At 65.7% G+C, this 26,183-nt stretch carries 16 protein-coding genes; 6 read left to right on the top strand and 10 right to left on the bottom strand.

What is annotated here, in order from left to right:
- The first annotated feature begins 190 nt into the window (after positions 1-190).
- The 6 genes from SB4_RS04855 (at position 191) to SB4_RS04830 (ending at position 11,363) form a co-directional block, all read left to right on the top strand.
- Complete coding sequence (locus SB4_RS04855; RefSeq protein ID WP_058751648.1) at positions 191-2,902, top strand: TonB-dependent receptor; 2,712 nt, start codon at positions 191-193, stop codon at positions 2,900-2,902.
- Positions 2,903-3,048: 146 nt separating this feature from the next.
- Positions 3,049-3,555 carry a sigma-70 family RNA polymerase sigma factor gene (locus tag SB4_RS04850; protein ID WP_058751647.1) on the top strand — a complete coding sequence of 169 codons (507 nt, stop codon included), beginning with the start codon at positions 3,049-3,051 and terminating at the stop codon, positions 3,553-3,555.
- On the top strand, positions 3,548-4,549 hold the full coding sequence (locus tag SB4_RS04845) for a FecR family protein (RefSeq protein WP_058751646.1): 1,002 nt from the start codon (positions 3,548-3,550) through the stop codon (positions 4,547-4,549). Before SB4_RS04850 ends, SB4_RS04845 begins: the two co-directional genes overlap by 8 nt.
- 558 nt (positions 4,550-5,107) lie before the next feature.
- Positions 5,108-7,876: a TonB-dependent receptor gene (locus SB4_RS04840; protein ID WP_058751645.1), complete on the top strand. Its 2,769-nt coding sequence runs from the start codon at positions 5,108-5,110 to the stop codon at positions 7,874-7,876.
- Positions 7,877-7,959: 83 nt separating this feature from the next.
- Positions 7,960-10,242 carry an alpha-N-acetylglucosaminidase gene (locus SB4_RS04835; protein ID WP_241488485.1) on the top strand — a complete coding sequence of 761 codons (2,283 nt, stop codon included), beginning with the start codon at positions 7,960-7,962 and terminating at the stop codon, positions 10,240-10,242.
- 5 nt (positions 10,243-10,247) lie between these two features.
- Complete coding sequence (locus tag SB4_RS04830; RefSeq protein ID WP_058751672.1) at positions 10,248-11,363, top strand: acyltransferase family protein; 1,116 nt, start codon at positions 10,248-10,250, stop codon at positions 11,361-11,363.
- Between the two features lie 12 nt (positions 11,364-11,375).
- On the opposite strand, the gene galA is transcribed toward SB4_RS04830, so the two are convergent.
- The 10 genes from galA to SB4_RS04780 form a co-directional block, all read right to left on the bottom strand.
- Positions 11,376-14,261, bottom strand: a complete 2,886-nt coding sequence (gene galA, locus SB4_RS04825; protein ID WP_193753738.1) for a beta-galactosidase GalA — start codon at positions 14,259-14,261, stop codon at positions 11,376-11,378.
- The gene (locus SB4_RS04820) at positions 14,258-17,098 is read right to left on the bottom strand and encodes a glycosyl hydrolase 115 family protein (protein ID WP_082669971.1); all 2,841 of its coding nucleotides are present in this window, start codon (positions 17,096-17,098) and stop codon (positions 14,258-14,260) included. The genes galA and SB4_RS04820 overlap by 4 nt, the downstream gene beginning before the upstream one ends.
- A gap of 131 nt (positions 17,099-17,229) precedes the next feature.
- Positions 17,230-17,628 (bottom strand): YbaN family protein, encoded by a 399-nt coding sequence (locus SB4_RS04815; RefSeq protein WP_082669970.1) that lies wholly within the window; start codon positions 17,626-17,628, stop codon positions 17,230-17,232.
- Entirely contained in the window at positions 17,612-18,241 is a 630-nt protein-coding gene (locus tag SB4_RS04810; protein ID WP_241488484.1) for a biliverdin-producing heme oxygenase, read from the bottom strand. Before SB4_RS04810 ends, SB4_RS04815 begins: the two co-directional genes overlap by 17 nt.
- A gap of 29 nt (positions 18,242-18,270) precedes the next feature.
- Positions 18,271-19,008, bottom strand: coding sequence for an energy transducer TonB (locus SB4_RS04805; protein ID WP_058751641.1), 738 nt, complete (start codon positions 19,006-19,008; stop codon positions 18,271-18,273).
- On the bottom strand, positions 18,998-20,470 hold the full coding sequence (locus tag SB4_RS04800; protein ID WP_058751640.1) for a surface lipoprotein assembly modifier: 1,473 nt from the start codon (positions 20,468-20,470) through the stop codon (positions 18,998-19,000). Before SB4_RS04800 ends, SB4_RS04805 begins: the two co-directional genes overlap by 11 nt.
- Before the next feature lie 59 nt (positions 20,471-20,529).
- On the bottom strand, positions 20,530-21,297 hold the full coding sequence (locus tag SB4_RS04795; protein ID WP_241488483.1) for a Slam-dependent surface lipoprotein: 768 nt from the start codon (positions 21,295-21,297) through the stop codon (positions 20,530-20,532).
- A gap of 115 nt (positions 21,298-21,412) precedes the next feature.
- The gene (locus SB4_RS04790) at positions 21,413-24,424 is read right to left on the bottom strand and encodes a TonB-dependent receptor (protein ID WP_241488482.1); all 3,012 of its coding nucleotides are present in this window, start codon (positions 24,422-24,424) and stop codon (positions 21,413-21,415) included.
- Between the two features lie 168 nt (positions 24,425-24,592).
- A complete protein-coding gene (locus tag SB4_RS04785) occupies positions 24,593-25,516 on the bottom strand; it encodes a FecR family protein (RefSeq protein ID WP_058751638.1) in 924 nt (307 codons plus the stop codon).
- A 61-nt stretch (positions 25,517-25,577) separates the two neighbouring features.
- Positions 25,578-26,165, bottom strand: coding sequence for a sigma-70 family RNA polymerase sigma factor (locus tag SB4_RS04780; RefSeq protein ID WP_241488481.1), 588 nt, complete (start codon positions 26,163-26,165; stop codon positions 25,578-25,580).
- Between the last annotated feature and the right edge of the window lie 18 nt (positions 26,166-26,183).

The following is a 26,183-nucleotide window of genomic DNA, read 5'->3' as shown; positions in this document are numbered from 1 at the left end:
TTCGGGGACAATGTCCTGCGATATTTATGGCGCCGCCGCGACATCGGGGAGACAGTAACAAAAACGCCATAAATGTCTTAAAACTTTTACAAATTTCCTTGTCCCCGTTTGTCGGCCGCGCCCGTCTTCCCCGCAATCGTCCGTTTGGCCGGGCGAGTGACATGTTTTTTGTCGTGGGGGAATTTTCGTGATGGGTATCAAGCGGACGCTCTTGCTGGCGTCGAGCGCGCTGTGTGTTGCGCAACCGGTTTGGGCGCAGGAACAGGACACGAGCGCGGCGGCCGATACGGGCGGCGAAGTCGTCGTGACCGGCTATCGCACCAGTCTGGCGCAGGCGCGCAATTCCAAGCGGGATGCGACGATCATCAAGGACTCGATCGCCGCATCCGACATCGCCGCCTTTCCCGACCTGAACCTGGCCGAAGCGCTGCAGCGCCTGCCCGGCGTCGCGATCAACCGCGAGGCTGGCGAGGGGCGCCGCATCTCCCTGCGCGGTCTGGGCCCCGATTTCACCCGCGTGCAGCTGAACGGCATGGAAGTGCTGGGTAATGTCGATTCGCCGCAGGACAGCCGCGGCCAGACGACGCGTGACCGCGCCTTCGACTTCAACCTGTTCGCCGCCGAACTGTTCAACCATGTCGATGTCGAGAAGTCGTATCAGGCGCAGCAGACCGAAGGCGGTCTGGCGGGCACCGTCGGCCTCTTCACCGCGCGCCCCTTCGATTACAAGGGCACCAAGATCGCGCTGTCCGCGCAGGGCGGCACCAACACGCTGACCCGCGATTTCCAGCCGCGCCTGACCGGCCTGATCTCCAAGAACTGGGGCAATTTCGGCATTTTGGTGTCGGGCGCCTATAGCCGCCGCAACACCCGCGAAGAGGGTTTCGACACCTATCGCTGGCGCCGCAACAAGGCCAATGGCAGCAACATCAGCGCACTGACTGCTGCCGAGCAGGCCAAGATCAACTCCGGCGACCTGCTGTTCGCGCGCGGCAACCGCCTGTCGGTGTGGGACAGCAAGCAGGAGCGGATCGGACTGACGACCTCGGTGCAATGGGCACCGACCGACAAGGTTCATGTGACGCTCGACGGGCTGTACGGCCAGTTCAAGGGCGACCGGTTCGAGACCCACCTCGCCTCGCGCGGCGGCGGCAGCTCGACCTGGCTCGGCGGCGGCGAGACCTTTGCGGGCACCGTCTATCCGAACTCGCGCGTCAACGCGATCCAGTGGAACGACCGTAACGAAGTGACCTATCTCGACGTGTCGGGCGGCAAGGCCTCGACCGAGACGCGTATCCAGAACACCAAGAACGTCTTCAAGCAGGCAGTTCTCAGCGGCGATGCCGAACTCGTCGACGGGCTGACCTTCACCTGGCTGGGCGGGGTCGAGCGGTCGCGCTATGACATGCCGGTCAACGACAAGTTCACGCTGGAAGGGTTCGGCGACGTCATCTCCGACTATCGCGGCGGCACCTATTCACTGGTCAACACCTACAAGTTCAACACCACCGACCCCAATTTCTGGCACGCCAAACGGCTGTACGTGAACAACACGTACCAGGATTCGGCGTTCGACAATGTCAAGGGGCGCTTCGACTATAAGGTCTCGTCCGACGATACGATCAGCGTCGGTGGCGAATGGCGGCGCTTCGCCAATAGCGGCTATTACGCCGAAGCCGACAATATCGGGACCAGCGGCTTCGTATCGGGCAAGGTCAACGCCAACCCCAGCGCCTATGCCAAGACCTATAACGGCTATAGCGGCCAGTCCTGGACGATCGTCGACTTCCCCAAGATGCTCCAGACGCTGGCCATCAACCGGTCGCAATATCTGACTAATCCGCTCGGCGTGTTCGCGGTCGAGGAGCGGACCGGCGCGGCCTTTGCGCAATATGACTGGAACCACATGCTGGGCGGCGTGCCGTTCCGCGGCAATATCGGCGCACGCTATTACCGCACGACCGTGACGTCGCAGGGCACGGCCAATGTCGGCCCCGTCACCGTGCGCGGCGAATATGAAGGCGTGCTGCCCGCCGCCAATTTCATCTTCGAGCTGAACCCCGGCCTGATGGTGCGCTTCGCCGCGTCGAAGAACATCAATCGCCCGGCGCTGGGCGCGCTGGCGGTCAATGGCTCAGTCACCAACGACAATGGCAATGTCACCGTGTCGATCGGCAACCCGAACCTGCGCCCCTACAAATCGACCGACTTCGACATTTCGACCGAATATTATTTCGGCTCGGTCGGCTATGTCGCAGGCGCACTGTTCTACAAGACGCTGGACGGATACATCTCGACCCAGACGATCAACAACGTGCCCTATTCGCAGACGGGCCTGCCTGACAATGTCTATCCGGGCGTCACCGGTTCGACCGTGGTCGACAGCTATTCGCGCCCCGTCAACCTGGCCAAGACCAATTTGTTCGGCATCGAGCTGTCCGGCCAGACCGACTTCAAGTTCCTGCCCGCCCCCTTCGACCGGCTGGGCACGGCGGTGAACTTCACCTATGTCGACTCGCGGCTGGATTATTCCAAGATCTACCAGGGCAGCATCCCGACCACGCTGGAGGGGCTGAGCAAGTATAACGCCAACGCCACCCTCTATTACCAGGACAAGGCGTTCGACGCCCGTGTCTCGGCCAATTACCGCAGCGGCTATATCTTCAGCGCCTCGCCAGTGCTGACCTCGCTGGGTCCGGACCAGGACGTGACCGGGTTCGAGGGCACGGTCTATGTCGATATGTCGGCGCATTATTCGGTCACGAAGAACGTCCAGCTGACGCTCAACGGCATCAACCTGACCAACCAGCGCGAGAAGCAATATTCGAACAGCACCAAGCGGCTCTATGTCGTGACCCGTTCGGGCACGACGCTGCTGGGTGGTGTGCGGGTCACCTTCTGATCCGCACCGTCTGAATGACCTTGATACCTGCTGCCGCCTGAGTATCTGGATCTGCCGCGCCGTACCCCGACGGGTGCGGCGCGGATCTTTTTTACTGAGGATTGTCCCCGGATGCCCTGCAACCGGCTCTTCCTGAACGACACCGAATGAGCGATCCGATCGCCTGGGCGGTCGAGGGGCGGACGCGCCTGCTGACCTATGTCCGCAAACGCATTCGCGAACCCGAACAGGCGGAGGATATCGTGCAGGAAGCGATCATGCGAGTGATCGAGCAGGAAGGCAGACAGGTGATCGAACAACCGCTCGCCTATGCCTTTCGCGTGGCGGACTCGGTCATCCACAATCGCGGGCGGCGGACAGCCGAGGAAGTCGGCCCGGTCGATCCCGAGATCGCCTGCGCGCTGCCATTGGCCGACCAGATCCTCGACTATCGCCAGCGGTTCGACCGGTTCCAGACCGCCCTGTCCCGCCTGCCCGCCCAGCGCCGCGCTGTCTTTGTCGAGCGGCATATCGAGGGCAAGTCCCGCCAGCAGATCGCCGAGGAAATGGGCCTGAGCATCGAGGCGGTGAAGAAACATCTGGTCCGCGCGATGATCGACCTGGATGGATGCATCGACGACTTGCCTATACGCGGAGCGCGTCGCCATGACTGATCCCGCCGCGTTGCTGGAAGAAGCCGCCGACTGGGCCGACCGCCTCGACACGCTGTCACCCGAAGCGCGCGAGGAGTTGCGCGAATGGCTGAACCGCTCGCCCGCGCACCGGGACGCGTTGTCACGCATGGTGCGACTGCTCGGCGACCCGGCGCTGTTTGCAGCGGTCGAGCAAGCGGAACGGCCCCCTGCGGTCGCTCTGCCACGGCATCAATCGCGTCGCTGGACGCGTGCGATCGCCGGGCCGACCCGGCGGCGTATCGCGGTGGGTCTGGCGGCGGCGCTGGCAGCGGGTGTCGCGACGCCGTTCGTCTGGCACCTCGCCACGACCGGCGAGCCGTCCGTCGAGCGTGTCTATGCCTCAACCACCGGCCAGCAGCGCCAAGTCGCACTGCCCGATGGGTCGGCCATGACGCTGGACGCCGCCTCTCGCGTCGCCATCGCCTTTTCGGGCCACGCTCGCGAGTTGACGCTCCAAAGTGGTGCGGCGCGATTCGAGGTACGGCACGACACCACTCGCCCCTTCGCCGTGTCGACGCCGGAGGGTCAGATGGTCGCGCTCGGCACCAATTTCAGCGTCGATCGCGGCGCGGACCACAGCGAGTTGCGTGTCTATCGTGGCCGGGTGCGCCTGACCGTTCCGGGTCAGCCCGCCGTCGTCGTCACCGCCGGGCATTGGGCGGAGTCGGGTGCGGGACACATCTCCGTCCATGCCTTCGATATCGCTTCCTATCAGGGATGGCAGGACCGCTGGCTGAGCGGCGATTCCATTCGCCTTGGTGATGCCGTTGCTCGACTGGGTCGCTACAGTGCGCGACCGATCCGGTTGACCGACCCCGCCCTTGCACAGCAGAGCTTCAACGGGCGTTTTCGACTGGATCGCCCTGTCGAAAGCCTGACGCTCATTGGCGCGCTGTTCGATCTGCCCGTAACCGATGATGGCATGACCATTTGGCTGGGGCGCCCCAGCGGAATGACCCAGCGCATCCGATAAACTCGGTCTGGGCTGAGAAATTGGCTTAGCCAATTCCCGCAATACCAATTCGGACTCGTCTTTTCCGCGATCGATTCCGCCGAGTTTGGATATTTGTATGCCCTCTGGTCGAGGGGATCGGGGCACCCTTCCGACAATGTGACATAAAGTTCATCACGCTAAGACATTGGAATTGCGTCGCCTTTCCCCGACAGCAAGAGGCCCGACCAATTTTTCAACAAAACCCTTTTTGCGGCCATTGACAGGCATGACCATTCCATGTCACCGATAAGACCATAAGATTACAACACGGCGATGCAGGACGACATTTTCGGTCCTTTGCACCTCTTTGCCGAACACGGGCCAAAGCCCGGGCGGTCAGATGGTCGAGGGATCAGGAAAAGGCTCCGCGTGCCGGCGCAGCAAATGGTCCGGTCCCGACCCGGTCCGTGAACGGCCTGTCCGTTCCGGCCAACGGCGCCCCTTTGCTTCCGCGCCGATCACGCAAGCCCTTTCCGGCAAGTCTTGGGGAAGCCCGGTGCGATGTGCCCGCGCCGGAATGAGAGGGAGGGAAACAACATGATCAAGTCTCCGCGTTGCGGCGCGTCGAATCCTCGGCGCAAAAGCCTGCTTCACACGACGGCCTTCACCACCGCCTGGCTGGCCATGACGATCGGCGCGGCGCCGGCTCTGGCCCAGAGCGTGACCGCAAGCGTGACGGGGGCGGCGACCACCGGACAGGCCACGCCGCAGGCCGACACGGCGGGCGATACCGGCCAGAGCGAGATCACCGTCACCGGCTATCGCCAGAGCATCGCCTCCGCTCTTGCCGCCAAGCGCAACGACATCCGCATCACCGACGGCATCTCGTCGGAGGATATCGGCAAGTTCCCCGCCCAGAACGTGACCGAAGCGATCCAGCGGATCGCGGGCGTCCAGATGTCCAACATCAACGGTCGCGGCTCGACGATCAGCATCCGGGGCCTGGGCCCGCAATATGCGCGCACCACGATCAACGGCCAGACCTTTGCCAGCGCCGACTTCAAGGACGGCTTCCGCTACGACATCATCCAGACCGATCTGGCGAGCGCGATCCAGGTCATCAAGTCGCCGACCGCCGACATGGACACCGGCGGCCTGGCAGGCACCGTCAACATCGATACGGTCAAGCCGCTCGCCTATAAGGGTCCCAGCTTCATCGCCGGGATCAAGGGCTATTATTCCGACTATCGCAAGGACGCGACGCCCAAGGTCAACGCTGCCTATATCAAGCGCTTCGCCGATGACACGATCGGCGTCATGCTCGACCTGGGCTATCAGAAGCTGAAGGATCGCGGCGACTATCTGTTCATCAAGAACTGGTATCAGCCGGGCGCCGTCGCCGGGGCCGCCAATGTCCAGGTGCCGGGCAATCTGCGCTATCGCCGGATCGACCGCGACACCGAACAGCTGATGGGCAGCGGCGCGATCCAGTGGAAGCCGCAGGACAATTTCGAGGTCCTGCTGCAGGGCGAATATTCGCGCGACCATACCCGCTACGACACGCGCCAGATGGTCTTCGGCCGCTGGGCCGCCTCGGCGGTGACGGTCAACAACACCGCCAACGGCATCGCCGACAAGATTTCGATCAGCAACTTCAACGTCGACAACAACGACCAGCCCGAACTGCGCAATCTCCAGACCCAGGCCTATACCGGCACGGTCAACTGGAGCCCGACCGACACCACCCATATCCGCGCGATCGGCCATTATACCCAGGGCGATGCCAAGCTGTACGAATGGGCGACGATCGACGAGGTGCGCTTCGCCAATGGCGGCCAGCTCGACATTTCCGATCCGTTCAACGTCAAGTGGAACACCGCCAGCCTGACCGACGGGTCGATCTACAACATGGCGAACCGCACCTGGTACGCATTCGTCGACGGCGCGACGCATATCCAGTCCGCCCGCGACCGGGCGATCCAGACCGACCTGACCCAGGATCTCGACTGGCACGGGATCAAGGCGCTGGTCATCGGCGCGAAATATCACCACGAAAGCTTCGACACCAAGGCGTATCGCCACGACCGCGACGCCGATGTCAGCGATCCCGTGACCTATCCCGAATTCGCCTGGATTCCCGACCTGTCGAAGACGGGCGTGCTGGTGAACAATTTCCTGGGCGGGTCGATGGGCATCCCCAGCTCGTTCCTATCGGTCAATGCGCCGCTGTGGCAGCAGATCCTGCGCGACAAGGGCATTTCCGTGCCCGACACGCCCGACTGGCCCAATACCTATAAAGTCGACCGCTATATCCCGGCCGTCTACGCGATGGCGAATATCGACGGCACGATCTTCAACATGGCCGTGCGCGGCAATGTCGGCGTCCGCTACGAACATACGCACCAGAACGTCACCAGCAGCCTGACCAACGGCACCGGCAGCGACGCCACCCTGCTCGGCCAGCAGCATGTCGTGCAGGATTATGGCAATGTCCTGCCCAGCGCCAGCTTCGCGCTGGACCTGACGCCGCAGCTCGTCGCGCGTATCGCCGCCGCCAAGGTGCTGGTCCGTCCGCTGCTCAACAGCCAGACGCAGATGGCCGACACCATCACCCGAGTCACCACCAGCCTGCGCCCCAGCGTGTCGGTCGCGCAGGGCGAGAGCCGGTTGAAGCCGCTGACCGCCAACCAGCTGGACATCAGCCTGGAATATTATCACGGCAAGGGGAATTCGATCAGCATCGCCGGTTTCTACAAGGCGGTGAAGAACGGCACATTCACGCAATTCTACTGCCCCAGCTCGTTCGACGGCGTGGCGCTGAACGGCGTGGTCAGCGATTGCCAGTCGGCGGACCTCAAGACCGATTACAGCTTCAGCCGGGTGCTGAACGACAACCGGGTCATCCATATCAAGGGCCTGGAACTCTCGGCGTCGCAGAATTTCGACATGATCCTGCCGGTCAAGGGCTTCGGCGCGGTCGGCAACGTCACCGTGGTCGATACCGATGCCAGCGCGATCGGCACTGGCTTCAACCTGCGCGACCTGTCGAAGCTGACCTGGAACCTGACGCCCTATTGGGAAAACGAGATGTTCAGCGTGCGGTTGTCGGTCAACCACCGCAGCTCCTACGTGCAGGATGCGGCATCGAGCTTCTTCGTCAATGGCGGCCTGACCCATGTCGTACGCCCGCGCACCCAAATGGACCTGGCGCTGGGCTTCAATCCGCTGAGCTATCTCAGCTTCACGGCGGGGATCATCAACCTGAACAACACGCACGAAGACGCCTATCAGACCAACGCGAACACCTTCCAGCTCGCCAGCCGGACGGGTCGCACCGTCTATCTCTCGGCGTCGACGCGCTTTTAAACCTCCCCCCTGAAGGGCGGACGGCCGTGCGGGCCGGTCCGCCCTTCCCTTTTGCCATTTTGCCGGGGACAATGCCGTCCGTGATGACCTCTTCCAAAGCGCTCGGCCTGATCGGCACTCTGTTTTTTGTCGCCCCGGCGGTGCATGCCCAGAGCGATGGCGGGCAGGCGGCGCGGGCCGCGCTCCAGCGGCTGGGCGTGCCCGAGCGGCAGGTGGCGGTGACGATCCGTCCCGCCGCCGATCCGCGCTACCGGGTCCGGGTGGATCATGATCGGCTGAACGTCGAAGCCTCCTCGCCCGTCGCGGCAGTACGCGGGGCGGCGGCGATGCTAAACGCGCAAGGGCGACTATCGGTCAGTTGGGAGGGCAATCGCGTCGGCCCGATGACCCGGCTGACGCCCGACGACAGTGGCTGGGTGTCGTCGCCCTTCAACATCCGCGCTTACCTCAACACCTGTACCTTCGGCTATACCACGCCCTGGTGGAACTGGGCCCGCTGGGAGCGCGAGATCGACGCGATGGCGGTACACGGCGTCGACATGCCGCTGGCCATGGAGGGACAGGATTATGTGTGGCGCCAGCTATGGCGCGAGCAGGGTCTGACCGAGGCGCAACTGGCGCAGCATTTCTCCGGCCCCGCCTTTCTGCCATGGCAGCGCATGGGCAATATCGAGGGCTATCGCGCGCCCCTGCCACAGGGATGGATCGACAAGAAGCATGACCTGCAAAAGCGTATCCTGACCCGGATGCGCGATCTTGGCATGACGCCGATCCTGCCCGCCTTTGCGGGATACGTGCCCAAGGCCTTTGCCGAGGCGCATCCCAAGGCGCGCATCTACAAGATGCGATCCTGGGAAGGGTTCGAGGGGACCTATTGGCTCGACCCGTCCGATCCCCTCTTTGCCCCGCTCGCCAAGCGTTTCCTGCAACTCTACACCGCCGAATATGGGCCAGGGCAATATTACCTGGCCGACGCCTTTAACGAGATGGTGCCGCCCATCGCCGAGGATGGCAGCGACACCGCGAACGCCGCTTACGGCGACGCGACCGCCAACACGCCCGCGCTGGACGCGGCAACGAAGGCGGCGGCCTTGCCCCGTGAGGTCCGCGACGCAAGGCTGGCGGCCTATGGCCAGCGGCTCTACGCCTCGATCGCCGCCGCCGCGCCGGGCGCGACCTGGGTGATGCAGGGCTGGTTGTTCGGGGCCGACAAGAAATTCTGGACGCCCGACGCCATCGCCGCCTTCCTGCGCGACGTGCCGGATGAGAAGATGCTGATCCTCGACATCGGCAATGACCGCTATCCCGGCATCTGGAAGACCACGAACGGCTTCGACGGCAAGAGCTGGGTATACGGCTATGTCCATAATTATGGCGGCAGCAACCCGGCGTACGGCGCGCCGGATTTCTACCGTCGCGACGTCGCCGCGATGTTCACCGACCAGGGGCGCGGGAATGTGCGCGGCTTCGGCATGTTCCCGGAGGGGTTGCACAGTAACAGCCTGATCTACGACTATGCCTATGATGTAGCCTGGCCGGGCGGCGACATGGCGATGGGCCCGTGGCTGATCCGCTATACCGCCGCCCGCTATGGCCGGAGCGATCCGGCGATGGTCGCCGCATGGCAGGATGTGGTCGCGGGTGCCTATGACGTGCGCTACTGGACGCCGCGCTGGTGGAACGAGCGGGCGGGCGCATATCTCTTCTTCAAGCGCCCCGCCGCCGATGCACCGACCTATCCCGCCGAGCCGGGCGACCGGGCGAAGCTGCGCGCCGGGATCGCGGCGATGCTCAAGCTCGCGCCAGCTTACGGCAAGAGCCCGCTCTACCGCTATGATCTGGTCGACCTGACCCGACACACCGCCAGCCTGTCGCTGGACGACAGCGTGAAGGCCGCCGTCGCCGCCTATCAGAAGGGCGATATTGCGACCGGCGACCGAGAGACGGCGCGGGTCAAGGCGCTGGCGCTGGCCATCGACCATCTGATCGGCGGGCAGCAGGAAAGCCTAGCCAGCTGGATCGCCGATGCGCGGGCCTATGGCGACACGCCCGCCGAAAAGACCGCCTACGAACAGAATGCCAAGGCGCAGGTGACGATCTGGGGCGGCCGCGGCCATCTGGGCGATTATGCGTCCAAGGCCTGGGCGGGCATGTATGCCGATTACTACCTGCCGCGCTGGACCGCCTATCTGACCGGGGCGCGGGCCGCCGCCCTCGCCAAGCGGCCGGTCGACGATGCCGCCTTTACCGCCCGGCTGCTCGATTGGGAAAAGGCCTGGGTCGCCGATCCCCGCCCCTACAAGGCCAGCGCCCCCGCCGATCCGGTGGCCGAGGCCAGCGCGCTGATGACGGAGACCGCCCGGTGACGACCATGACCGCCAGACCCGAGCGCTTCGCCTCGCTCGACATGTTCCGGGGCGCGACCATTTTCCTGATGATCGTGGTCAACACGGCGGGCGCGGGCGGGGCCTTCACCCAGTTGCAGCACGCGCCGTGGTTCGGCTTCACGCTGGCCGACCTGATCTATCCCAGCTTCCTGTTTGCGGTCGGCAACGCGATGAGCTTCGCACTGACCCGGCCGATGCCCGAACATGTCTTCCTGCGCCGGGTGTTCAAGCGGGCCGCGCTGATCTTCCTGCTCGGCGTGCTGATGTACTGGTTCCCCTTCGTCACGCATCAGGCGGACGGGAGCTGGGTCGCCAAGCCTTTTGCCGACACGCGACTGACCGGCGTGCTGCAACGCATCGCGCTCTGCTATCTGCTGGGGGCGCTGTGTGCGCGCTATCTGAAGCCCAGCCATCTGGTCGTAGTCGCCATCGGCCTGGTCGTCGCGCACTGGGCGATCCTGGTCGGGCTCAGCCCGGCGGGCGAGGCGTTCGGGCGGTACAAGAATGCGGGTACACTGTTCGACCTATGGCTGATCGGACCGGAGCATCTGTATAAAAAGGACCATGGCTTCGATCCCGAGGGACTGCTCGGCACCCTGCCCGCCACCGCCAATGTCATTGCGGGCTATCTCACGGGGCTGGCCATCCAGCGTTGGGGCAAGCACGCCGCAACGGTCGGACGGCTCGCGGCGATCGGGGCCGGGCTAGTCGTCGTGGCGCTGCTGCTGTCGCCGATGCTGCCGATCGGCAAGAAATTGTGGACCGGCTCGTTCGTCGCGCTGACGGTCGGCATCGACCTGATCCTGCTAGGCGCGGCACTGTGGTTGGTCGAGATACGCGGCGTGAAGGTCGGGCGATCCTTCCTCCAGATGCTCGGGCGCAATCCGCTCGCCATCTACCTGTTCTCCGAGCTGCTCGTCGTGGTGCTGGAGCTGATCCATGTCGATGGTGAGGGACTGTACACCTGGGTCGGCCTCAATGCGTTCCAGCCGATCGCGCCGGGGCCGGTCGGGTCGCTGCTCTGCGCGCTCGCCTATACGCTGATCTGTTGCGCCTTCGGCTGGGTGCTGGATCGCAAGGGGATCATCCTCAAGGTCTGAGACGTCATCGGGTCACCGCTCCCGAACCGAAATCGTCCGGCCCAGGCCGGACGCCTTGCCCGGCACCGCCTCCACGACCAGCACGACCTGCCGCTCGCTCGCCCCGGCGGGGAACGGCACCTCCAGCGGCGCGCCCGCGAAGTCGGTCTTCTCTGCCCGCTTCACCCCGTCGACCCAGGCCTCGGCCCGGCCGACGACCTCGGCAAAGACCACCGCACCACCCTGCTCCGCCACCCGGCGGCGCGGCTTGAAGCTGGTGCGATAAGTCGACCAGACGCCCTCGCCCGGTCCCTCCAGTCGTCCGGGCCGCGCATAGACCAGGCTGTTCATGTCGTTGCCAGCATAACGGCGCAGCGGATCGGGCCGGGTCGCGGTGAAGTCGCTGCGCTTCCAGTCGGTCAGCATCGCCACCGGCCGGGTGGCAGGGAGCGCGGGCAAAGGCTCGGCGGCGATCACGCGCACCGTGGCGCGCGCGGGTTTCAACCCCGGCGCGGTCGCCTCGACGGTCAGCGTCCCCGCCCCCGCCTCGGCACGAACCAGCGCTTGGGCCAGCCCGTGGAACAGGCGACGCGCGGGCACCACCTCGGAATCATGATCATTGGGGTCGCCATTGCCTACCCCGATCACCGCGCCCCGCGTCACCCGGAAACTCACCGGCATATCCGCATCCGGCACCACCCGCCCGCGCGCATCCACCGCCATCACGGTGAAGGGCTGGATGTCGCTTCCCGTGCCCAGCATCCCGCCACGATCCGCCACCAGCTTCAACGCGACCGGCTGCCCCGCCGTCTCGACCGAGGTTCGCGACACCTCGCGCCCGGCGCGATAGCCGACCGCCTCCAGCCGTCCGGGGCTATAGGGCACCTGCCATTCGGGCATCGCCAGCCGGTCGACCGTCTTCACACCCAGGCTCTTGTCGTTCAGGCGCAACTCGACCGTCTCGGCATTGGTCAGCGCCAATACCCGGATCGCCTGCCCCTCACGCCCCGGCCAGGTCCAGTGCGGCGCGATGGCGAGCGCAGGTGCATCGTCCACCCATTGCGCGCGGCGCAGATGGAAGGCCATCTTGGCAAAGCCGCACAAATCCATGATGCCGAACACGCTGCTGGTCGTCGGCCATTCGAACGGCGTCGGCTCGCCATGATAGTCGAAGCCCGTCCACACGAACGTCCCCGCGACGAAGGGCCGCGTGTCGATCATCCGCCAGCTTTCGTGATGGGTCAGCCCCCATTCGGCGGCGTCGGTGTCGTAGGAACTCACTTCGTGCGCGGCCATGTCGGTCTTCCACACACCGCGAGTCATGAACGCGCTGGTATCCTCCGAGCTGGTCATCGGCTTGGTCGGATGCGCCGCATGGAAGCTGTCGTAGCGGCGATGCTGGTAGTTGAAGCCCATCACATCGACCGCATCCGACACATTCAGGGGCGAGAACATTCCGTCGTTCATCGCCGCCGTGACGGGACGCGACGTGTCGAGTTCCTTCACCGCCTCGGCCATGCGGCGGACCATCTCATAGCCCTGCTCGGTGCCCTGCATCGGTTCCTCGTTGAAGACCGACCAGAGGAACACGCTCGGGTGATTGCGGTCACGGCGGACCAGCCACTCCAGCTGGCGCAGATAGTCCGGGCTGGGGTTGAAGTTCCGGTTCTCGTCCATGACCAGCAACCCCAGCCGGTCGCACGCGTCGAGCAGTTCGGGCGCGGGCGCATGGTGCGAGCAGCGCAGCGCGTTGCAGCCCATCGCCTTCAGCCGCCGGATGCGCCAGTCCCACATCGCATCGGGCATGGCGACGCCGACCCCGGCATGGTCCTGATGGACGCAGACGCCCTTGATCTTGGTCGCCACGCCGTTGAGGTAGAAGCCGGTCGCCGCATCAAACCGGATCTCGCGAAAACCGATCCGGGTAGCGCGGGCGTCGATGGGCTTGCCGTCGCGCAGCAGCCGCGTCTCCACCCGGTAGAGCGTCGGCTGGTCGACCGACCAAAGCTGCGGCGCGGCGATCGGGATGGTCATCCGGGCCTCGGCGGTCTTGAGCGGATCGACGGTCACGTCTGTCTCCGCCCGGCCGATGGTGCGGCCCGCCGGGTCGATCAGCACGACCTCGGCCCGCACGGTCGCCGCCGTCTTCTGAATGTTGGAGACGGTCAGCGCGACCGGCACCGTCCAGCCCGTACCCTCGCGACGCGGATCGGCGTGAAGGCCATCGGTGACGATGCTCACCCCGTCGCGCACCGCCAGCCAGTTGTGGCGGTACAGCCCCGCGCCCTCATACCACCAGCCCTCCATCGTGTCGGCATCGACGCGGACGGCCAGCGTGTTCACCTCCTCACCGAACCGGGCATAGGGGGTGATGTCGATCAGGATCGCGGTATAGCCGCTGAAGCTGTGCGCGACGAGAATGCCGTTGAACCAGACGGTGGCGTTGGTCGCCGCCGCGCCCAGCTGTACTTCCAGATAGCGTCCGCGCCATTCGGTCGGCAGCTTCAGCGTGCGGCGATACCAGCCGATCCCGCGCCGCCGATACCCTTGCGCGACATTGGCCTTGGGGTCGACCACCTCCTCCATTGCCCAGTCATGCGGCAGCTCGACGCTACGCCAGTCGCTGTCGTCATAGCTGACGGCGGCGGCCCCTTGTGCGATTCCGGCCTTGGCGTTCTGGTAGCTTTCCTCATGCCCCAGGATCGGCGGCACGGCGATGTCGCCCTTGTTGAACAGCCAGCCGCTATCGAGCCGAAGCAGGCTCGGATCGGAGACGAAGGGCGGTTCGGGCATCGCATCGAAAGGCGCGGGCGCATCGCCGCTGTCGAGTATCACGGGGCGGTTCGCCGCCAGAACGGGCGTGCCCAACGCCGGGGCGGCCAGCCCGCTGGCGAGCAAGGTGCGGCGGGTCACAGTCATCGGGCAGTCTCCGGCGAAGAATCAGAGGGGAGCGGCGCGTAAAGCGGGCGGGCACCGTCGAGCACCAGCTCGACACGATCCAGGATCAGGCCGGGATCGAGCGGCACGATCGCCACCCGGTGATGCCCGGCGGCAAAGCTCTTCAGCGGCAGGTTCGCGACGGCGGTGTTGGTCAGGACATTCTGCCGCCACTGGTCGCTGCGCCCCACGGTCGCGAAATCGACCGTCTGCCACGCGCCATCGTCCAGCTTCACCGCGGCGCGCAGGCCGTGTGCCGGATCGCGCGGATGGGTCGGCAAGGCGACGACGCGCAAATTCGCTCCCGCCTCGGTCATGGTGGCGAAGCGCCAGGTGGCAGGGGTGCCCTGTTCGGCCGATTGGCGGGTGGGCAGGGCCAGCCTGGAGCGAAGCGCGCCCCGCTGGCTGCCAAGGTCCGGGATCGTTTCCCAGTCCGCGCCAAACGTGGCCGACAGCGCGGGCATGGTGACGCGCCGCTCATCCTCCAGCGCCTCGCCGGGATCGAGCTTGGGAGGGGTCAAGGCGGTCGCGTGGATCGTCATCACTTGGTCGTTGCAGTGAAGCGTCACCGGCGCGACCTCGCCCTTGCCGTCATAGGACAGGGTCAGCCGCTGCTCATAACCATTGTCGACGTTCAGCCGCCCCCGCTCCCCCGACAGGGTCAGCCCGTCCGGCCGCTTCGTGACGGCCCAACCGGCAAATTTCGGCTGACGGGTGTAGAGCGTCACCCGCCTTGTCGCGGGCACCCCCCTGGTGAAGGTCAGGACATTCTCGTCCCCGATCCAGGAGCCCCAAAGGCCGAGGCCGCAACCGCTTTGCAGCCCCCATCCGGTACTTGGCCACAGGGGCTCGTCGAAGACCGGCAGGCGGCGCGGCGCGGCATCCATCATCTCGCGCCACTTGCCCCCGGCGGCCGCGTTATACTGGGCGGTCGCCTCGGCGAGCCGCATATAGGCCGTGCGTGCGGCAAAGACATAGGTCTCCGCGCTTGCCCGGTGATCGCGCGCATAGAGTTCGCCGAGATCGAGCGACAGGATACGCCAGTTGAGCAGCGTCGCGCCCTGTATGGGATAGAGCACCAGTTCGTAAAAGGCGTCCTGCCGGTCCTTCGGCATACGCCCCTGTATCGCCGATGCCTGGTTCATCAGCGCGCTGTACGCCGCCAGTCGGGCCTGCGCTTCCTCGCCATCGGACTGGACATAGGCGCTCGGCCGGTTGGGCGTGACCCATTCGGTCTGGCCGAAGCCCATGAACTCCGGCTTCCGCGGCCACGCCAAGTCATAGAAGCGCATCATCAGATCAGCGATCGCGCCCGCCTCCGCCTCGCCGAACTGCTCGGCCATAAAACGGCGCAGATGCTCGCGCGGCGACTGGTCCAGCAGCTTGGCGTCAAAGGCGAGATCGAGGAAATATTGCGAGAGATATTCGATCGGCTTGATGTCGCCGACATTGACCATCCAGATGCGCCGTGCATCCGTGGCCCAGGCGCGCCCCATCTCTTCGCGGATCAGCGCCGGGTGGGTGGTGCCCAGCCACAAATAGTCGTGCGGCCGCCCCCAATAGGACAGGTGGTAATAGACCCCCGCTCCGCCCGGCCGCTTCTGCTCCTCGGGCGTGCTGAGCCGTCGCAGATAGCCGTAATTGTCGTCGGTCCACATCAGCGTCACGTCGCCCGGAAGGGTCAGCCCGGCGTCATAGGCCTCCTGCAATTCGTGATAGGCGACATAAAGCTGCGGAACCTGCGCCGCCGGTTTGCCCAGCGTGTCGGCCAGAAGCCCACGCTGTCGCCCGACCACATCCTCCAGGATGCCGCGCCGCGCCGCCGTGGTCGTCACCCCCTGCATCGGCCCGTCATGCAGGCCGCGCAGGCCGACCGTATAGAACGCCTCCTGCCCCCTGGTCTCGCCCACCCGCTCGCGCCAGTAATCCAGGATCGCCTGAGGCCGCCGGGTGAAGTCGAACCCGCCGCGCTTCCCCTCGTCCCACTCGCGCAAATTGTTGCGGAGCATCGGCTCGGCATGGGAACTGCCGATGACGATCGCATAGCGTTTTGCGAGCGGGGCATTACCCGGATCGCCGAAGAACGGTGTCGAGACCGAGTGCATCGCCGGCCACAGCGTGTTGGCCTTCAACCGCCACATCAGCTCGAAGACCCGCTGATAGGTCTTGGGGCCGATATTGCCCTTGTCCGGGTCGAAGGTCTTGGCAGCCCATGGCTGCAGCCCCCAATCCTCGTCGTTCAGAAAGATGCCGCGATACTTCACCGACGGCTCGCGCGAGACGAAGGTGCGGTCGGAAACGGCAATCCGGTCGGGACGACGCGGCGTGACATCCGCCCACCATTCCCAAGGCGACACGCCCAGCGCGCGCGACAGGTCGGTCACGCCGTACACCGCCCCGCGCGCATCCGATCCGGCGATCAACAGATAGCGCCGCCCGGCGCCCCTCACCCCCGCGCGGACATAGCGTTCCCAGCCGCCCCGCAGCGGCGACAGATCGACACCCCCTGCCCGCGCCAGCCGCTGCACGATGGGCGAGTCCGCCGTGCCGATCACGATACAGGTCGCCGCGCACGTCGCTTGACCCTCGACTATACCGGACGGCTTGCCGCCCAGACTGACCAGATCGCGCACCAGCAATTCGCCGGCGACCCGGCTGGTCCCCTGCCCATCGGCGACAGCCAGGATTCCGGCGCGGGACAGGTCCCAATCCGCCGCGTGAGCGGGCGTCGCGGCAACCGCCCCCGTCAGCATGACCGCGCCGATCAGGGACGACAGCCGACAGGCCCTATGGTGCAATGCCCTACCGCCGATATCCATCTGCTCGCCCGCTCCCCATTTCGGACGGCCAGCTTAGCGAGCGTCATAAGGCTGTAAAGCGAATTTGCCTGACCAATTCAAAACCGATCTCAGACTTTATGACAGCCGTCCGTCCCAGCGGCCGGGGCATCTCATGCGGCGTTCGGGCGTGTGCCGATATAGGTCGCACAACCGATCATCACGAATGCCACGACGATGGCCAGGACGGTATTCGGACGGGCGGTCAAGAGGAAGATCGCATAGCCGATCGCCATGCCGCCACAGGCCATCCCCTTGGCCCGGCGGCTCATGGCGCCGTCACGCCGCCACGCGCGCAAGGTCGGGCCGAAGCGCGGATGATCGAGCAGCCACGCCTCCAGCCGGGGCGACGAACGGGCAAAGCATCCCGCCGCCAGGATCAGAAAGATCGTGGTCGGCATCAGCGGCAACAACGCGCCGACGATGCCCAACCCGACGCAGAATATCCCCAGCGCCAGCCAGCCGAACCGGATCGCCCGCCTCACCCGGCGCGCTTCACGCAAAGCTGTCATCGGCCAGTTTCCGCACATAGAGGAAGGCGTCGCGCGCGCCGTTGAGCATCAGCGCGTCACCCACCTGATCCAGGTCCAGCGCATCGACCGCCGCCGTGAAGCTTTTCCAGGATTTGGCGCGCCCGTCCGGGTGCCCGGCCAGGTGACGCGCTCCGAAGGTTTCGTCGAGCCCCAGGGCCGCCGCGCGCTTCAACAGCGACGCCGCGCCCAGCGTCGATCCCTCGGCGACCCACAGCCAGCCGATCGCCGTGGCGGCGTCGACCCGGGCGATGTGGAGCGGCCGAGCCCCTTTATTCTCCGGCGGCGACCGACCCAGATCCTCCAGATCCTGTCTTACGCGGTCCAGCCGCCGCCGGGCGGGCAAATCCAGCGTCGCCGGGAGCGGCAGTGACCGCGAGTAGAGCCCCTCAATGGCGCGATGAAAGCGATACTGCATCTCCAAAAGCCGGACATAATGATCGCGGTCCTGAAAGGGCTCGGCCGAGATGATCCGGTTGTCCAGCCCGTCATGCGCACTCCGCGTGGCCTGCATCAGCCGCTGCGAACGGGATATCGGCCGGGCGGGCGCGGCCATCGGGACGCTCGGCTGGGATGGGGACGCGATCGGGGTCATGGCGATACTCCTGGAAGAACGGGAAAGGGTCAGCGGTGCAGGGCGAATTCGATCGGCACCTCGACGGTGACCGGATCGCCGGGAACGGCGTCATCGACCGCGGGCAAGGGCGCGGCACGGCGCACCGTGGTCCGCGCCTCCATGTCGAGCAGCGGGTAGCCGCTGCCATGGACGAGTTCGACGGCGATCACCTCGCCCGAACGGTGCAGGGTGATGGCGATGCGGGCGACGCCCTGTTGCCGCGCGGCCTCCGCCTGGCGCGGATAGCGACGATAGCGTTTGAGATGGCCGAGCAGCCGTGCCCGCCAGTCCGCCGCTGCGGCCGCCGCCGAAGCGGCCGGGGCGGTCGTCGCAGGGCTTTCGACCGGCTTCGTCCCGGATGAGGGCGAGGAAGGCAGCGCAACCGCATCCGCCGGCTGAGCCAGCGGCGCGGCGGAAGGCGGTCCGACCGATGACGGGGCGGCGATCACGGATACCGCCGGAGCCATGGTGGACGGGAGTGCCGCCGTCGGACGGGGTGGCGTGGCATCGGGCGGCGGCGGCGCGGGCGGCGGCTCCGCTGGATCGAGCACAGGCCGATCGAGCGGGATCGCCTCCGCGACGAACACCGCCGTCGACCCGGCGTCGGCTACCGGGGTCGGCGGCGCGATCACCCGGACGCTGAGCAACACGATCCCCAGCAGCCCGGTGGCCACCATCGCCCCGGTTCCGAACGCGCGCGCCTGCACCGGCTGGCGATAGCCGCTGGGCCCGGCCTCAGAAGGCATGTTCCAACCTGATGCTCGCGGCGGTGCGATGAAAGGAATAGAGCCAGTCGACATTGCTCTTCACCCGATTGTGCTGGAGAAGGATGTTGGGCGTCAGCCCGGCGAGACGCAGCTTGGGGAGGCGGAGGACGGCGGTCAGGTTCGCCTCTCGGTCGTGGCGGACGGCCTCCAGCAATTCGCTATAGGCCCCGTAATCGCGCTGCCGCACCGACCCGATCAGCGTCAGTTCGGCCCAGTCGGCAAAGCCGTGCACCACCCCCAGTCGCGCCCCGACATGGCGATAGGCATTGGCGCGTTCACCCGCCTGCTTGTCGCCCGCCTCGATACCGGCAAACAGCGTCCAGCCGCGCGGGCGTGACCACCAGCCGGTCAAGGACGCCTCGGTCAGCGCTCCGTCGAGATCGTCGAAGCTCCGGCGATAATCGAAGACCCGGCGCGCGACCTCCAGCCGCAGGGCGGTGTCGGGCGACGGGGTGACCATCGCCTCGGCGCGAAGGCCGGGCGCTGTATAGAGCAGCCGACCACCCAGGCTCGCCAAGTCGATGGTCGGCGACAGGGTCAGGCTCCGCCGGGCAGTCTGACGATCATAGCCGATCTGCGCGGTCAACGTCGCTTGATCGAATGCGCCATGCTCAGGCCAGAGATCGCCATAGACGAAGGCCCGGGCCAACAGCCCGCCCTGCCCCTTCAGCGCGAACCGGCGACTGACGCTCCCCTCGATATTGAGGCCGACGGAGGCGATCGCCGGTGGCAGGGTGCGGTCGATCAGGCAGGTGCCGTCCGCGCCGACCAGCAGGCAGGTCTGGCTGGCGGAGGTCTGGTTGAGGTTGCTGCTATAGCCCGGCCCCGCCGCGATCATGCCCTGCCAGCCACCCCGCCGGTCTAGCGCGGCGAGGAAGGTGTCGACCGTCCGGCGAACCCCGGCGGCCTGCTCGCCCTGACCCGCCAGTTCGTCGCGGATCGCGCGGAACAGGTCCCGGGCCTCCCGGTCCTTCCGGTTCTCGAACAGCACGCGCCCGAGCTCCAGCCGCCCCGGCAGGAAGTCGGGCTGGATCGCCAGCAGGGCGCGGTACTGGCGCTCGGCCTCGCCCAGCCGCCCGTCACTGCGCGCGAGGCCGCCGCGCGCCCAGGCGACCAGCATCGGATCATGGCGGGCCAGTGCCAGATACGGTGGCAGGAAACGGCGGACATCCGCCCAATTCTTGCGCGCTACCGACAGGTACAGCGCCCGGCCCAGATCGTCCGGGTTATGGCCGACCGAATAGACTTGGCCATCTATGGTGATGCGATCCGGCGAACTGCCCCCCTCGATCGCCTCGCGGTCCTGGGCCGTGGTCCGGCGATCGATACCGGGGTCGAGACGCAGGCGGTTATCCTCGCTCCGCGCACTCTGGCCGGAAGCGGGCGCGGCCAGCCACAGCGTGGCGAGCGTCAGGAGATAGGGGGAGACGGCGTGGCGCATCGGATCGGCACGAAGCCGGGGCTCCCGCAAGGGAGAGACGGAAGCCCCGACCCTTCGCGTCAGTTCTTCGTGCCGCCGAAGGCGGTGTCGTGCTGACGCGCACCGTCGAACTTGACGGTCCCGGCCAGCGCCGCGGCACTGGCGCCGAAGAAGCGACCGCTCACCGCGCCGCCCGACGCGACGGTGGCACCCGACTGGGTGGCGACGGCATTACTGCCCGCGAACTCGGCCCCGTTGATCCGCGCCGTACCGATATTGACGCCCGCCCCGGTCGAGGCGTTGGACAGGCTGCCACGCAGCGTACCCGACGAACCCGACGCGAAATTGGCGGTCAGCGTGCCGGTCAGCACGCCCTTGTTGGCATAGTCGCTGATGCCCTTGACCGAATAGGTCGCGGTCCCGCTGGTCGGAACCGTCGTGCCACTGGTGTCTCCGACATAATAGACGGTGTGATCGCCAGCCGAGGCATTGCCGGTCTGCGACCATTCGCCGAACCACAGATCCGTCGACCCGACCTGCGCGAAACGGAAGTCGCCGTAGCTGCTGTGGTCGTTGACGTCGCTGCTTGCCATGTTGAGGTGCCGGACGCCGTTCAGGTCGGGCAGCGCGTACGCGCTGAGACCTTGGAAATCGACCAGCTTCCCATTGGTCCCCGGCACGCCGATTCCCGCGCGTCCGGCAACGTGCGGGCCGCGATTCACGGTACTCTCTCCCACGATCACCTGGGCGTCTGTGGAGCCGCCGACGATCTGGGCCTGGGCCGTGCCTGCAGCCAGGACCGTGGCGAGGCCGGCGAGAACAAGGGTCTTCATCTTGATGGAGGTCATGATATTACTCCTGCGGTTGTGTGCGCCCAATCGCTTCAGGCGCATCGATCCGGCCCCGCCGCGACTGTCCGGCTTTCAGGGAGGACATGGACGGCGGGGTCGAATGGCGGGATCGTCAGAAGCGGCCCGTCAGGCTCAGCCGGACGGTGCGCCCGGGGGCGGGCATCATCGAACGGGTCAGCGGGTCCGCATAATAACGATCGTTGAGGTTGGTCCCGACCAGCTCCGCCGAGAAACGGTCGTTCAGCCGGTATCGGACATAGGCATCGGCGGTGACGATCTCGCCCCAGCTGAACGGCACGTTGAGCGAATAGACGTCGAGCTGCTGCTCGCGCGGAAGGTCGGCGATCTTCTGGAACAGCGGATTGTCGTAGCGGCTATAATAGGTCAGCCGTCCGCCGATCTCGAGCCGCTTGTCGAAGAAGCGTCCGCCGATCGTCCAGTTGACCGTCTCTTCGGGCGTCGCCTGGGTCAGCAGGAAGCCATCCGGGAAGCCATATTTGACGCAATCGGGAATACTGCCGTTCTTTCGGTCGGCGATAGCAGCGACGCTTGCGTCACAGACCCGATTTGTCGTCATGAAGGCCGCGCCAAACTGCGTGTAGAATCCGCCGGTGTCGATCCGCGCCTCCGCCTCGATTCCGGCGATCGTCTGTTCCTGGATATTGCTGAACTGAAGATTGGTCGATCGCTCGACCACATCGGTGATGTGGTTACGATAGAAGGTCAGCTTGACGTCGGCGCGCTGATCCTCCCGGTTCAGCCGCAACAGACTGCGCAGATCGCGGACCAGACCGACCTCGTAGAGCTTGGCGTGTTCAGGCCGCAGGGGTGACGCTGGGTTGAACGACGCCGAAAAGCCCAGCGTGCTTTCGAACATGCTCGGGAAGCGCCACATCTCGATATAGCGGGCATAGGCGCGGGTATGATCGTCGGCATAGACGGTGGCCGAAAGGCTCGGCGCCCAGTTGTGGGCCGAACGACGCGGTGCAGCGATCGGGACGGTCGTTGAAATAATGCTGAGATTGCAGGTCGTAGCGCCCGGTATGCTGTTCATTGTCCCGTTCAGGCAGGGATTGTCTGCCCGATTGTAACGCCCCTGCGCGTCGGGTGCCCAGACCGGGCCAGCTTGATTGAACGTGATCGAATGAGGGTTTGCCAGATAGTCCGGCAGATCCATCTCGGTAAACGCTTCGATATCCGATGCGGGAAAGCCTTCAAACAGGGACTTGTAGTATCGCCGGAAAAACGCCTCCCCAATACCCCGGACTTTGAACGATGACTTGTAGCCTTTGAAGAGGACAGATTTCAGGTTCGGATTCCCCTTGGCGATCTGTTCGCGTGCGAAATCGTCCACCGCCCAATATCCGGCATAGCTCAGCCCGGCGTTCAGCTTCAGGAAGCTCGCGGGCCGCCACTCCCCGTCCAGCCGGACCAGGAACTCCTCGCGCCGTCCCGCGCGGGGGAATTGCCGCCAGCCCTGGAAATTCGCCGCATTGTAGATGTCGTGCGACGCCAGCGTCTCATGCTGCCAGTTGCCGCTGAGCGTCAGGTCGAGCTTCGTGCCGAGGCGCAGGGTGTTGCTGGCGTTGAAACCGTAGCGATCGTTCATCGCATTGGCGCGGGCATTGTCGATGATGATCGGATCGTCAAAGGTCGCGAAATTAGGCATCCCGCCGGAATTATAGGTGTCGCTCCTTGTGTCGGTGGCCCAGAGATTGGCCTTCAGGTCGATCCAGCGACTGTCCGGCTGCCACTTATATTCCGCATTATAGGCGCGGGCATGGACCTTGCTGAGCGGCCATTGGACATTGCCCGTGTCGATCGGGATGCGCGACGGCATAATCTCGCCATAGCGGGTGACGCTGTCGCGTAGGCTGACCAGCAGATACTGGTCGTCGGCGATGTGCCAGGTGGCCTTCAGCAGCACCGACTCCAGATCGCTGGAGGTGTTGGGCACTTCGTTGCCGGGCGCGAAACCCAGCGCCATCCGGCGGATACGATTGAGGTTCCGGGACGGCAGGCTCGACTGCTCGTAATAATCCGCCCCGGTCGTGCCGGAGAAGTAATTGCCCCGCTCGCGAAAGGCATAGGCCGCGAAGAGGTCCAGCCCCTCGATCCGCACCGCGCCGGCGACACGCACGGCACGGTCACCGAACGACAGGAAATGGTTATCCGATCCGGTCCGCGGCACGATCCGCAGATAGGGATCCTTCAGCGCGAAGCTGGGCGACGTCTGAGGAAAGCCGGGCACGGTGCGATAGTCGCGCCCCGTCAGCAGCGTCGGCAGGCGCGGATCGGTCGAGTTATCGCCCCCCTCCAACCGCAGGTCGAGGCCGAAGGTGCGCCCGGGCCGCAGCACGTCGTCGGCGTCCAGCGTGTTGATGACGACCGTACCGCCGGTCGAGCTGCGGATATTCCCCTTGTCGGTCGGCCCGCGCAGCACCTGAAGGCCCGAGATCAGGTTGGGGTCGACATAGGCCCGGTTGCTCGCGCCATTATAGCCGCGCCAGACGGTCAGGGCCTGTTCGGTGCCGTCGATCACCACGGGCACGCGCCCCGGCCCCTGGATGCCGCGAATGCTGGGATCGAGCGCGCCGCTGTTGCGCGCATCGCCGCTCAGGACGTTGACCATGCCGGTCAGCAGGTCCGACGTCGTGACGCCCTTGTAGCGTTCGATCTCCGCACGGTCCTTGTACCCGCTGGAATAATCGGCGTCGAACACCGTGTCATGGCCGCGCTCGGCCCGCGCCTCCGCGACATCGCGTGGGGTCTCGTCACCGTCCACCTGAAGCGCATCGGTGACGAGAGGCGCCCCCGGCTTGGCGGCGCGCTCGGGCCGCTTTTGCAGCGTCACTACACCGTCCGCCAACCGCCAATCGAGCCCCGATCCCGACAACAGCCTGTCCAACGCCCTGGCACGGTCCATCCGACCCGCCACCCCGCCGGACCGCAACCCGGCCACCAGCGCGGCATCGACGCCGAGCTGCACATGCGCCTGTTGTGCAAACTGGGCGAGCGCATCGCCCAGCGGCTGCGCCGGAATGTTCACCTCGACCGCCGCCCGTTGTGCCTGTGCGGCCAGCGGCGTTGCCAGAACTGGAAGCGACGAGGCGCTCAGCAACATCGCCAACGCCATTCGCTTCCAGCGAAAGATCCCAGATTCGTTCGTCACCCTGTTCCCCCGATAATTCCACGAATAAAATGCTATTGCGTATCGTTCGCATTCACAGGGTAGACGCTGGCCGCTCCGGTTTTTTCGAAAATTTTTGAGGTCGGATGAAAAAGAGACGTTTCAGTCGATGCTGACGATGGTGAGCCATGGCGTGGTCCGCCGCATGGTCACGCCATGCGCCCGAGATAGGGCGGCCAGAGCGCGGTCGGGGTGACGCAGGTCGTAGACCCCTGTCACACGTCGCGCCATCCCGGCTCCCCGCGCCACCAGAAGCCCGCGATGCCAGGGACGCAGCGCCTCCATCACCTCGCTCAACGGCCGGTCGGTGACGCGCAGCATTCCTTGCGTCCAACTCGCCACAGCCGAAGGTGGCACTTTGGATGTGCGATAGCTTCCAGCGAAACAGTCGAGCGCTACCCGGTCGCCTGCCCCCAAATCGACCGGCACGATGGCAGGATGGCGGCAGGCCGCTCGTACGCGCCCCTCGCGCACCGCGATCCGCGCCCCATCATCGTCGCGTCGCACTTCGAAGGCGGTGCCGAGATCGGTCGCCACCACCTTCCCCACGACGACGCGAAACGGATGGGTCGCATCATGGCGGACCTCGAAAAAGCCGGTGCCGCGCAACAGTCGCACCTGTCGCGCGGAGCGACCGTCCACGGTGATGGCGCTCTGCGGCGCCAGAGTGATGCGGCTCCCATCGGCCAGACGCATCACCCGGACCTCGCCGGTCCCGGTGCTTTGGTTGCCCAGAGCCTGCGGCAGGACGGCCCGCCCCACAAAAATGCCCGCAAGACAGGCGGCCATCGCCAGGGGCAGGCCCCTTTTCCAGCGGCGCAGAGCGGCGACCGGCGGCGCACGTTTCGACGCATCGACCTGCCGGATCAGGTCGCGGACATGATCGAGCTCGCGCCAAGCCGCATCACAGGCTGGCGCGTGCCGCCATCGTCGGAACGCCGCCTGTACCGCCTCGTCATCAGGCCGCTCCTGCAACAGGATCATCCAATCCAGCGCCTCGCGTCGGCCGTCACCGCCCTCCATCATCCCCGCCCCCTCTGTTTCTTGCAGGGAGGACGAACGACACGGACCCATTTTCGGAAGGCGATCAGTGTCGGCTCCCGCGCACGGATTTGCGACACCGCTCCACGCCTTCGGTCACCAGGGCATGGGCACCGGTGACGGATACGCCCAACTCTGCGGCAATCTCTCGCAAGGGCGCTCCCGACAGGCGATGCAGTTCGACGGCGCGGCGCATCCGTGGCGGCATGCGAGCCAGTTCGGCGACGACCAGCGCCAACTCCTGCCTGGCCATCAAGGCACGATCGGCCCCTGCGGTATCGGCCATCTGCGTTTCGGCGGCATCGCCTGCGTCGGATGACATCACCCGCTCGCGCCGCTGCCGCTGTCTATATTCATCGAGCGCCAGATTGCGCACCACCCGACGGATATAGCCGACCGGTTCGGCAATCTGGGTGTCGCGGGCGTTCTGCGACAGACGCAGCCAGGCATCCTGCACCACATCCTCTGCGGACGCCCTGTCACCGGTCATCCGTGCCGCCTCGACAATCAGCCGCGAGCGTTGATGGGAGAACAGGGCCAGAAGGCGCGCGGATCGCCGCATCACCGGTGTCCGCCCGTGCCACGGCCCGTCCCGCCACAGGATGCTGCCGGTGTCGGCGCGAGGGTGTTCCAAGGGTTCTGCATGCCTCCT

It is taken from the genome of Sphingomonas sanguinis, assembly GCF_001476905.1.
Lineage (GTDB): Bacteria > Pseudomonadota > Alphaproteobacteria > Sphingomonadales > Sphingomonadaceae > Sphingomonas > Sphingomonas sanguinis_B.
The sequence above is the reverse complement of the archived record's forward strand: the minus strand, read 5'-3'. Positions and strand labels throughout refer to the sequence as shown.

What these genes read in the sequence shown, in the direction of transcription:
- SB4_RS04855 (WP_058751648.1), top strand. Translation starts at nt 191, where the DNA reads ATGGGTATCAAGCGGACGCTCTTGCTGGCGTCGAGCGCGCTGTGTGTT.
- SB4_RS04850 (WP_058751647.1), top strand. Translation starts at nt 3,049, where the DNA reads ATGAGCGATCCGATCGCCTGGGCGGTCGAGGGGCGGACGCGCCTGCTG.
- SB4_RS04845 (WP_058751646.1), top strand. Translation starts at nt 3,548, where the DNA reads ATGACTGATCCCGCCGCGTTGCTGGAAGAAGCCGCCGACTGGGCCGAC.
- SB4_RS04840 (WP_058751645.1), top strand. Translation starts at nt 5,108, where the DNA reads ATGATCAAGTCTCCGCGTTGCGGCGCGTCGAATCCTCGGCGCAAAAGC.
- SB4_RS04835 (WP_241488485.1), top strand. Translation starts at nt 7,960, where the DNA reads ATGACCTCTTCCAAAGCGCTCGGCCTGATCGGCACTCTGTTTTTTGTC.
- SB4_RS04830 (WP_058751672.1), top strand. Translation starts at nt 10,248, where the DNA reads ATGACCGCCAGACCCGAGCGCTTCGCCTCGCTCGACATGTTCCGGGGC.
- galA (WP_193753738.1), bottom strand. Translation starts at nt 14,261, where the DNA reads ATGACTGTGACCCGCCGCACCTTGCTCGCCAGCGGGCTGGCCGCCCCG.
- SB4_RS04820 (WP_082669971.1), bottom strand. Translation starts at nt 17,098, where the DNA reads ATGGATATCGGCGGTAGGGCATTGCACCATAGGGCCTGTCGGCTGTCG.
- SB4_RS04815 (WP_082669970.1), bottom strand. Translation starts at nt 17,628, where the DNA reads ATGACAGCTTTGCGTGAAGCGCGCCGGGTGAGGCGGGCGATCCGGTTC.
- SB4_RS04810 (WP_241488484.1), bottom strand. Translation starts at nt 18,241, where the DNA reads ATGACCCCGATCGCGTCCCCATCCCAGCCGAGCGTCCCGATGGCCGCG.
- SB4_RS04805 (WP_058751641.1), bottom strand. Translation starts at nt 19,008, where the DNA reads ATGCCTTCTGAGGCCGGGCCCAGCGGCTATCGCCAGCCGGTGCAGGCG.
- SB4_RS04800 (WP_058751640.1), bottom strand. Translation starts at nt 20,470, where the DNA reads ATGCGCCACGCCGTCTCCCCCTATCTCCTGACGCTCGCCACGCTGTGG.
- SB4_RS04795 (WP_241488483.1), bottom strand. Translation starts at nt 21,297, where the DNA reads ATGACCTCCATCAAGATGAAGACCCTTGTTCTCGCCGGCCTCGCCACG.
- SB4_RS04790 (WP_241488482.1), bottom strand. Translation starts at nt 24,424, where the DNA reads ATGTTGCTGAGCGCCTCGTCGCTTCCAGTTCTGGCAACGCCGCTGGCC.
- SB4_RS04785 (WP_058751638.1), bottom strand. Translation starts at nt 25,516, where the DNA reads ATGATGGAGGGCGGTGACGGCCGACGCGAGGCGCTGGATTGGATGATC.